The organism is Mycobacterium sp. (assembly GCF_035499775.1).
Lineage (GTDB): Bacteria > Actinomycetota > Actinomycetes > Mycobacteriales > Mycobacteriaceae > Mycobacterium.
On record NZ_DATJYB010000146.1, the window covers coordinates 1 to 9,956 of the forward strand.

The window sequence follows — 9,956 nt, forward strand, 5'->3', positions numbered from 1 at the left end:
TGTAGCAGACGAGTCGATCGAGGATTCCGGCATCGGGCCCGGTAGCGCAACGGTTCGACGAAGGTCGCATGGCCACGCCTTCCGCGTGACGAGCTTGCGGCAAACCCCCAGCACATACCCGGACACCGGCTCTCAGACTACGCTCTGCCGACCGGTAGCCATAGCGAAATCCCAAGTGTGGAATCGAAATTCGAGGGAGCTGGCTGGTCAGCCATGGCCTGCAGGTCGGGATCGTCGTCGACGAGCACCTGGCGGCTCCGGGTCAGGGCGACTTCATGATCCGCGGCTTGCTCGGCGCCGACCAATCGACCGGGGCGATCCAGATCGGCGAGGTGGTCGAGGTCGGCGCGACCGTGCAGTTCCAGGTACGCGATGCCGCGGGGGCCGACAAGGACCTGCGCCTGGCCGTGGAGCGGGCGGGCGCGGAGCTGCCCGGGCGTCCGGTGGGCGCGCTGTTGTTCACCTGCAACGGGCGTGGGCGGCGGATGTTCGGGGTCGCCGACCACGACGCGTCGACGATCGAGGACCTACTGGGCGGGGTTCCACTCGCCGGCTTCTTCGCCGCCGGGGAGATCGGCCCAATCGCCGGCCGCAACGCATTGCACGCATTCACCGCGTCGATGGCGTTGTTCCTCGACGACACGAGATGAGCCGCTGCCTGAACGCTGGCTGATCTACTACGCGAAATGCCCGCCTGGTAGCGACTTTTCAGCGACAAGCTTGGCGCGGTGACCGGTGACGTGACCGCAGCTCAGATTCGTTGCGACTGTCCAGAGAGTGCGGCTTTGGCCCGCACCAGTTCCGGCCACTCGTCGTTGGCAGGGATGCGCTTAGCGGCTACGGCGACGGCGGCAGCGGCTGGGTTCCCGCGGAGCTCGAAATCGTCTAGGGCAGCGCGCAATTCAAAAAGGGTCGCGCCCTGGCGGCGGGCGAGTTCGAGGGCGGCAGTGATGTCGGCGTGGCGTGCGGCCGGCTCGTCGTCGGTCTGGGCGCGAAGCCGCAATAGTTCGGCATCGTAGAAGCACATCCCGGTGGCTTGGGCCAGCGCCAGCCCGATGTCCAGGCGTTCGCGGGCCGCCTCAGGTTGGCCGGCGGCGATCAACAGCCGCCCGAGGACGCCGTCGAAGACGGTGGTGTAGATGTTCACCTCGCTCGTGCGCAGAGTGTCGAGGAACGCGGTGATGGTCGCGATGTGCGCCCCGAGGTCAGTCGGGTCGAGATCGTCGGCGTCGAGCGCGGCCAGGGCGCCGACAACGGCCTGCCAATGGGCACCCACCAGCCGCCACATGTCCAAGCCGTGCCGCTCGCCCTCATTGATCATGTCTGCGGCCACGAGGGCGGCACGGTCGAGCTGGCCGGCCTCGACGCGCAGCCACGTTTCCATGGACCGGGTGTAGGCGCGCAGGTACGGACCCTCGGGGAAGCCGAACCCTGCGGCCAGGCGTGCCGACCGGGCCAGCTCGGCCTCCGCTCTCGTAAGATCGCCGCGTGCCAGCGCGACCAAAGCCAGGTGCAGGCAGCCCGACGAGATCGGCTCGCTGACCCGAAACCACTCGGCGTCGACCCTGTGCTGGTCTGCGGCGGCCACGCCCGCGGTTGCCGCCTCGAGGGCGGAAGCGGCGGCATTCAAATCGCCGCGCAGATACGCCATCGTCCCGAACAAGATGTCGATCTTCGGGCGGGCCCACTGCTGCCCCTCGAGGCCCCTCCTTAGTGACTCGATCACCTGTGCCGCCCGGCGCAGGTCGGCCCGGACTTGGTAGTAGTTCCCCAGGGCGATCAATGTCGCGAACAGCTCGTCGTCGCGCAGGGTGCCGCTTAACTGGAGACACCGCTCGAAGTCCGCGGCCGCATCCCGGCTTTGATAGCCCTCCGCGGCCGAGGTGAGAAATCCTCTCTCAATCCGCAGCGCGGTCTCGCGGCGGTCGCGGTCCGGGCCGGGTGTGGCGTGGTCGAGCTGCGCGAGACCCCGAGTGAGGTAGCCGAGGGCCTCGGCCAGCGCGCCGCGAAGCCGCGCATCGTTGGACGCCTGCTGGTAGGCGACTGCCGCCTGGTCGAACCGGTTTGCTCGCTCGTAGTGGCCGGCGACCAGCCCCCAATCTGGCTCGCCGCCCGCACCGCCGCTCAGGACGTCGGCCACTTTGGCGTGCAGCCCTCGGCGGACGCTCGGGGGCGCCAATTCGGCGGCGACTTCGCGCAACAATTCGTGGCGAAACCGCCACGTGCCGGTTCCCCACGGTTCGAGCACGAGCGCATCTTCGAGCTGATCGATGACTTCATCGACGTCGTCGTCGGGCAGGTCGACCACGGAGTTCAGCAGGTCCCGGTCGATCTCGCGGCCGATGACGGCCGCCGCCTCCACCACCGGCACCACCGTCGGGCTCGCGCGGAGCCGGGCGAACAACGGCTCGTACAACATTTCGGGCACCCCGGCCTCGCCAACTCCGTTGACGACCTGCTCGATGTAGAAGGGAACGCCGTCGCAACGCCTCACCACCGCTGCTCGCTGATCGGCGTTGAGGTTCGGATCCAGCGCGGTGATCAGTGCGTTGGTCTGCCCGTCGGTCAAAGGCGCCAGATCGAATACCGGGTACGGCCACTCCGCCGGCAGCCACTCACCGGGCCGACCCGTGACCACCACCAGCAGCCGACCCTTACCGGAGCTCAGCAGTGCGTCGAGCACCTCGCGAGTCGAGGGATCGAACCAGTGCACATCCTCGGCTATCACCAGCCCGGCACCGCCGCCGATGCACGCCAGCAGATAGGTCTGTACCGCCTGCGCGATCAGCTCATAGAGTTTTCGGCCTTCTGCCGCCACCTGCTCGTAATCGGCCGCCGCATCGATGCCCAGTACCGGCGCCAACAACGGCACAAGGCCTTGCGGATCCAGCCCGCGCGCGCGAATTTCGTTGTCCAGCAACCGCAGCCGCTGTTTTTGATCGGTGCGGCGGTCGATGCCTGAGCGACGCTCCAACAACGTCCGCACCGGATGCAGGCCCGCGCCCGTGTGAAACGGCGACCCGACCAACTCCAGCACCACCGACCCAGAAGCCTCGACCAGTTGGGCGGCCGCGCCCGCCAGCCGGGACTTCCCAATTCCGGGCTCGCCCCGCAACACCACACCCGCAGTGCTCAACGTGCCGGTCTGCGCCTGTGCCCAAGCCTGTTCCAGCTGGGCCAACTCTGCGTCGCGGCCCACCAACGGGCCGTGACCCGACTTGCGCGCTGAGGCGCGCTCAGCCACGACGCGGTAATGGTTGATGGGTTCCTCGACGCCCTTCACCAGCGCTGCCGGGCGGTCCTCCAACTCAAAGTGGTTGCGTATCAACGCCCCTACCGCTTCGGAGACCACGACTGCGCCCGGTGGGGCCAGGCCCGAGACCCGCGCAGCGAGGTTGGCGGCTAACCCGTAGACGTCGTCTTGGGCGGTGTCCAGGTACACCAGCCCACGGTGCACGCCAACCCGGACGTTGATTTCAGTCCCGAAGCGCCGCCGCGCCTGATCACTCAGTCGCGCCACCTCCCGGGTGATTTCCAGCCCCGCCTGCACCGCCCGGCGAACATCGTCCTCGTGGGCGATCGGATGACCGAAGAAAGCCAGCAGTCCGTCGCCCTTGGTGGAGCCGATGTGGCCCTCATACCGGTTCACGGCGCGCAGCACCTGCTCGCGATAGCGGCCCACCAGGAGCCGATACGTCTCGGGCTCCACCCGAGTCGACAACACCGTCGAATCCACCAGGTCGGCGAAGAAAATGGTCAGCCGCCGGATTTCGCCCGGATCGCTGGGCGCGGCCAATAAGTCCTCTGCCTCGGCGTTTGCGCTGTCCGCGGCTAGTACCTGGCCCGCCAAAGCCGTCGCGGCGGCGCGATCACCGCGGTTGATCGCCGCAACCGCGCGATCCAGCAACTCGTCGATCGACGCCCCACCCGCTGGGCGGCCGTCGCCGTCACTCGTCGAGCTCACCCGACCGTCGGTCACCTCGATATCGTGGCACCCTCGGCAAGGCTGGGTGGGAGGTATCGCGCGCTCGTCGATGAACACCTCGGTGGGCATCGGGCGGCGCAGAGGTCAGGTGATCGCCATCGGTCGATCGCCGTCATGGGAGACATAGTCGGCGGGATCGGGAAAAACGTCAGGTGCGCTGCGTGTTGTATTGAGCACCAACGCCGTTCGGCAACGGGTCTGCAGGCTTATGGCTTGCCGTGATCGTGCCGCGCGCTCTTCGTCGGTACGGGCTATTGCCGCGTAGCGCCGCCGTGCTCGTCGTTCGGTTGCAGCATCGGTAACAACGCGAGGCGCACGAAGGCACGCATCGAATCCTGGTCGTCGAGGTTGATCACTCCGTCGGGGGTGAGCAGCAGCGACATCGCCAGGCGCGCGACTACCTCTGCCGCACCTTCTATATCGCCCGGTGCCGCGCGTCCGGCTTGGACCTCGGCGCGAAGACGGTGCGCGATCAGGGAACGGTAAAGCGCGAGTGCCGGTCCTCCGTCTACGGTCACCAACGGAAGGACAACTTCGGGTTCGCTATGCAACAGACGCCCAAACAGTGGATGCCCGCGAGTGAACCGCATCGCGAAAGAGAAGCCATGCACCAGCCGGTCTTCCAGCGATCCCCCGCCTTCCCAGGCGCGGTCGAGTTCGTGCATTCCGTGGCGGATTTCGCGAGCGACGACGAACTCCACAAGGCGCTCCTTGGTGGTGAACCGGCGAAACACCGTCACGCGTGAGACACCGGCCCGCTTCGCCACATCGTCAATCGTGGAACGACGGATGCCGTACGCGGCGAACTGGTCAAGCGCCGCAGAAGCGATTCGGTCGACCATCTCGTCCTCGCCCGGCGCTGGTCCAGCTCGCAGGATCTCGGCCATTGACAGCATGGCTACTATGATACTCAATTCATAACTCAGTATCAACAGAGGAACGTGATCCTATGAGCCCGACAACCCTCGATGTGCCTCGACTGCGCCGGCCGGCGCTCCTCAACGCCGCGGAGTATTGGCTCGCGCCAGCGCGATTCGCCGACCGCTGTGAAACCCTAGGTGACCGGTTCCAGGTTCCGATGCCCGCGACTGGGCCGTGGTTGTGTCTGACCCATCCTGACGACGTCAAGCGGGTATTCACTGCCGACACCGGCGTTCTGCGTCTGGGCGCGGCGCTGGCGAAGGCTTCGCCACACCCCCTGGTGCTCGGTCCGAGCGGGCTGACGAACGTCGACGGGGCAGAGCACGGACGCCGGCGTCGGGTGCAGAATCCGCCGTTCCATGGACATGCGCTCGCGAACTATCAGGCAATAATGCGACGCAAGACCGAGCAGGCGCTGGAAAGCTGGCCCTACGGCGTTTCGACTCCCGCGCTGCCGGCCATGCAATCGATCACTCTGGAAGTGATCATGGCGGCGGTCTTCGGAGTCACCGACCCCACACGTTTGGAACGTCTGCGCACGGCCATCGTGGAGCTGCTGCGCGAGGGCAATTCTCGGCGATTCCTCGTGCAGACCATGATCGCTTCCTCCCGCCCGAACGGGTGGGACGCCCCGTTCCCGCGAATGCGCCGGGCGGTCGCCGGGGTCGACGCGGTTGTGCGGGAGGAGATCGACGCCCGTCGCAACAACGGCGACCTGGACCGCGACGACGTGCTGGGCGTGCTGCTGCGCACCCCCGACGAGCAAGGCGCCGTCATGACAGACGCCGAACTCTGCGACGCGATGCGGACGCTGCTGCTCGGTGGTCACGACACCACCGCGACGACGCTCGCCTGGGTCTTCGAACGCATCGCCCGACACCCGGACGTGCTCGCTCGTCTCGAGGCCGCCGCGCACGACGGCGACGACGAGTACCTCGATGCGGTCGTCAAGGAAACGATGCGACTGCGTCCGGTCTTTCCGATCACCGGCCGCCTTGCCGCTGAGGACTTCGAGTTGCCCAACCTGATCATCCCGAAAGGCACGATGGTCATTCCGTACATCACCCTGGTGAATCGACGACCCGACCTCTACGACGACCCGCACGTCTTCCGCCCCGAGCGATTCCTCGACGCTCGCATCTCCACCTACTCCTGGATACCTTTCGGTGGCGGACGCAGACGCTGTCTCGGAGCCGCGTTCGCGCTTATCGAAGCCCGAATCGTGCTTTCTACGATTCTGCGCAACGCGCGCGTCCAAACCACCGCCGATCGCTCAGAGCGCATCGGCAGAAGCACGGTCACAATCGTGCCCGCCGGCGGTGCGCGCGTCGTACTTCAGCGCAATTAGGTCTGCGCAGTCGGCGACCGGGCGCTGGGCAGCGCTTCGCGGGTCTGACGCGCTGGTCGTCACCGACGCCGAGCACACCGAAGCTTGGGTGAGGATTTGATTGGCCAGCGCCACCCGATTAGCCCGAATACGATCCGGGATGCGTGGGTCGACTGCCAGCCCACTGGCGTCGTCAGGGACCTGTGGCGAGTCTGCGGGTTCTCCTTCAGCGAACACGGTCCGCCGGCGCGCGAAGTCGACGGGCTGCAGTTGTTTGATTACTGCGGCCACGGCGCTCTCGAGTCCCTGAAACATTCCGGCCCTGGCGACGGTCTCGTCCACACAGCCTCCTATAGGGGTGTTGGGCAGTGTCAGGACGACAGTGCGGCGTTGCGGTCGTGGGTTCCTAATCACCTGCCAGTGCCGTGAGGCTGGCCGTTTGGCCATACGCTGCACGGCAATGCGTTGCCGCGCGATTACGCAACCGACGATGTCGATCGGAAAGTGCTGTGCGGCAGGCGCTCTGGGTGTCCCGGGATCAGCAGAGCTGTGATGGTGATCCCCGGGCATGCGGTTGCAGCGGAGTGCTCGGCACGAGCGACTGCTCAGCGAGGAAAGCAACGCTGGCGAGCCTTGCACACGGGGCCGCCCTACACGGGATTCGGCGGGTTAGTCCTCGTGGGTGTAGCGTCGGAGGTGCTGAGAATCTCAGCTGGTTCGGGATGAGTTCAGCTGTCCGCTGCAGAACTTGAGGAGTGTTGGCTCCGAGGCCCTTACATGCCGGTGATCGTCTGCACATCAAGATCGCCGTATTACGGAGGACTCTGATGCTGGCCGGGCTACGACCATCGGGACCATCGGATCGCTCACCTGCGCGTCCGCCACCAGCCAGAAGCACGTGCACTTTGGACAGCGGTCGGTTGCACAGAAGGCTCATCGCGTGACTTACTGCGTAGGCGTAATGCTCGACAAGGGCATGATTTTCGCCTCGGACTCTCGTACGAATGCCGGGGTGGATAACTTCGCCAAGTTCTGCAAGATGACGGTATTCGAGCGTCGCGGCGACCGCGTTCTCGTTCTGCTGAGTTCGGGAAACCTGGCCGGAACTCAGGCCGTCATCGGCGTATTGACCCAGCGTTGTGCTGACGGCGAGGCGGCCACCAATCTATTGGGTGCCCGGACGATGTTCGACGTCGTGAGGCTCGTCTCGGACGCGACGCGCGATATCGAGAAACGCGACGCCGGGTACCTGGAAGAGAACAGCATCCGCTTCGATGCCTCGTTCATCGTCGGTGGGCAGATCGTCGGCGAGCCGATACGGCTGTTCCGGACCTATGCCGAAGGCAATTTCATCGAAGCGGGGACCGACACGCCCTTCTTACAGACCGGTGAAACCAAATACGGAAAGCCGATCCTCGACCGCGTAATTACGCAACACACGCCCCTCGCAGACGCCACGAAGTGTGTCTTGGTGTCCTTCGATTCGACCATGCGCAGCAACTTGTCAGTGGGCATGCCGATCGACCTGATTTGCTACGAACGGGACAGCCTCGAAGTGCAGTGGCGGCGGCGATTCGCTGAGGGGGACCCCTACTTCACCGCCCTCAGCGACCAATGGGGCGAAGGTGTGCGGCAGGTGTTTCGCCATTTACCCGAGCTGCAGTGGTGACGGGTCGTCACGATGGATACCTTCATCATCACCTGTGAACACGGCGGCAACCGGATACCCGCGCCCTACCGGCGTCTGTTTCGGGGGCAAAGGGCGCTGCTGGATTCCCACCGTGGCTACGATCCCGGGTCGCTGGTCATGGCGAAGGCAATCGCCAGTGCCTTCGCCGCGCCCCTCGTGGCTTCGACCGTCAGCCGTCTGCTTATCGATCTCAACCGCTCGATCGGCCACCCACAACTTTTTTCGGCGGTGACCCGCGCCGCGCCGGCCCAGACCCGGGCGCAGATCGTCGAACAGCATTACCGGCCCTATCGCAGGCAGGTCGAGCGTCTCATCAGGCAGGCGGTAGCGCGCGGGCATCGCGTGATCCACATTTCGTCGCACACCTTTACCGCGGAGCTAGATGGCAAGGTGCGCGGCGCCGATGTGGGCTTGCTCTACCACCCCGGCCGGCGCGGGGAAGCCGAGGTGTGCGCCCGCTGGAAGGAAACACTGACGGCATTGGCTCCAGAACTTCGCGTACGCCGCAATTACCCCTATGCCGGCAAAGGAGACGGGTTGACCTCGCACTTGCGTGGGCGCTTCGCGCAGAGCGACTACGTCGGAATCGAACTGGAGGTCAATCAGGGCATAGTCGTCGCCGCGGGCCGGCGCTGGACGGCGTTGCGGCGCATGCTGATCGATTCGTTACGCACGGCATGTGCGGCCTGAGCATGCCATGATTCACGCCTCGCGCGAAAGAGCACACGTGGCACCCTTTTCCACCTCCCAGGTCAGCGGTCATGCGCGCCCACACCTACCGAATACCGGAGAGAAATAATGCAGATTCGCGTCGGCTTCGAAATGATCTACGACTGCCCGCAGCCCACCCCGATGATCTTCAACCTCAACGTCCACTTCACTCGCGTGTCCGATCTGGTCGGCCGCGACAACCTGGTGGTCGACCCGCCAGTCCCGATGGCAGCCTATCGTGACGGCTTCGGCAACTGGTGCACCCGCATTGTCGCGCCCACGGGCCGCACCCGGGTGTCGGCCGATGCGCTCGTCAACGACACTGGACTCCCCGACGCCATTGCTCCTCAGGCACAACAGATTCCCGTGCCCGACCTGCCCGAGGAGACCCTCGTCTTCCTGCTCGGCAGCCGGTATTGCGAAACCGATCAGCTGTCGGAGACGGCGTGGAATCTCTTTGAGCAGACACCACCGGGCTGGGGCCGCGTTCAGGCAATCTGCGACTACGTTCACCGACACATCACGTTCGGCTATGAGCACGCGCGCATGACACGGACGGCGCTAGAAGCTTTTTACGACCGAACCGGCGTCTGCCGTGACTTCACGCATCTTGCCGTTGCCTTCTGTCGCTGCATGAACATCCCGGCGCGCTACTGCACGGGGTACCTCGGCGACATCGGTGTGCCGCCGGTGGACGATCCGATGGATTTCGCTGCCTGGTTCGAGGTGTTCCTCGGTGGGCAGTGGCATACCTTCGACGCGCGCAACAACACCCCGCGCATCGGCAGAGTGTTGATCGCGCGTGGCCGCGACGCCGCCGACGTCGCGCTCAACAACACGTTCGGCCCCAACACATTGACGAGCTTCAAGGTATGGACCGACGAGGTACCCGCCGGTTAAGTCAAGCCGCCGCACGCTTCCAGCGGCGCCGCGCACGGAACCGAAGCTCGACGCGGCGACGTGATCGCCCAAACTCTTGGCTCTTGGTGCCGACGGTTATCAAGTCGGACACGGTCCCCGTCCACACCCTCGCCGGAGCTGGTGCTGGTCTGTGACGGCGAACCCGGCGCCTTCGAACAGCGCCCGCACCGCGTCCGGCGCCGGGCTGTGCTGGGGTTTCCATCTATCGAGTTCCGTCGGACCAGGTCGCTACGCTGGACATCAAGACGACAGGGCTTCAACCCCTCGACGGATTTCATCACGGAAATCGCACTCGCTCGCTTCGACGGTGAGCCGCTGGCAAAATCCCACGACCAAGCGATAGTCTTGGTAGCGAGCTGCCCATCGCCGAGCCGTGCGACGTTCTGGTGGTGGTTGCATGG

Annotated in this window: 6 protein-coding genes and 2 pseudogenes; 5 read left to right on the forward strand and 3 right to left on the reverse strand. The window is 65.5% G+C overall.

The genetic code is table 11. From position 1 onward, the window contains the following. Positions 1 to 203: 203 nt before the first annotated feature. A pseudogene (locus VML93_RS10115) lies at positions 204 to 650 on the forward strand (FIST C-terminal domain-containing protein); the annotation flags it as partial. A gap of 101 nt (positions 651 to 751) precedes the next feature. On the opposite strand, the gene VML93_RS10120 reads toward VML93_RS10115, so the two are convergent. Then, the gene (locus tag VML93_RS10120) at positions 752 to 3,979 is read right to left on the reverse strand and encodes an ATP-binding protein (protein ID WP_414686323.1); all 3,228 of its coding nucleotides are present in this window, start codon (positions 3,977 to 3,979) and stop codon (positions 752 to 754) included. A 257-nt stretch (positions 3,980 to 4,236) separates the two neighbouring features. Then, positions 4,237 to 4,881 (reverse strand): TetR/AcrR family transcriptional regulator, encoded by a 645-nt coding sequence (locus VML93_RS10125; protein ID WP_325610181.1) that lies wholly within the window; start codon positions 4,879 to 4,881, stop codon positions 4,237 to 4,239. A 53-nt stretch (positions 4,882 to 4,934) separates the two neighbouring features. Here VML93_RS10125 and VML93_RS10130 point away from each other — a divergent pair, with 53 nt between their 5' ends. The 4 genes from VML93_RS10130 to VML93_RS10150 all read left to right on the forward strand — a co-directional run bounded on the left by VML93_RS10130 (position 4,935) and on the right by VML93_RS10150 (position 9,534). Continuing rightward, positions 4,935 to 6,254, forward strand: a complete 1,320-nt coding sequence (locus VML93_RS10130; RefSeq protein WP_325610183.1) for a cytochrome P450 — start codon at positions 4,935 to 4,937, stop codon at positions 6,252 to 6,254. Positions 6,255 to 7,194: 940 nt separating this feature from the next. Further along, positions 7,195 to 7,902, forward strand: coding sequence for a peptidase (locus VML93_RS10140; RefSeq protein WP_325610185.1), 708 nt, complete (start codon positions 7,195 to 7,197; stop codon positions 7,900 to 7,902). A gap of 12 nt (positions 7,903 to 7,914) precedes the next feature. Beyond that, entirely contained in the window at positions 7,915 to 8,613 is a 699-nt protein-coding gene (locus tag VML93_RS10145) for an N-formylglutamate amidohydrolase (RefSeq protein WP_325610187.1), read from the forward strand. 195 nt (positions 8,614 to 8,808) lie between these two features. Further along, positions 8,809 to 9,534 carry a transglutaminase family protein gene (locus tag VML93_RS10150; RefSeq protein WP_325610189.1) on the forward strand — a complete coding sequence of 242 codons (726 nt, stop codon included), beginning with the start codon at positions 8,809 to 8,811 and terminating at the stop codon, positions 9,532 to 9,534. Positions 9,535 to 9,613: 79 nt separating this feature from the next. Here the strand turns inward: VML93_RS10150 and VML93_RS10155 are convergent. Continuing rightward, positions 9,614 to 9,759, reverse strand: a pseudogene (locus VML93_RS10155) (SAM-dependent methyltransferase); the annotation flags it as partial. Positions 9,760 to 9,956: the final 197 nt, after the last annotated feature.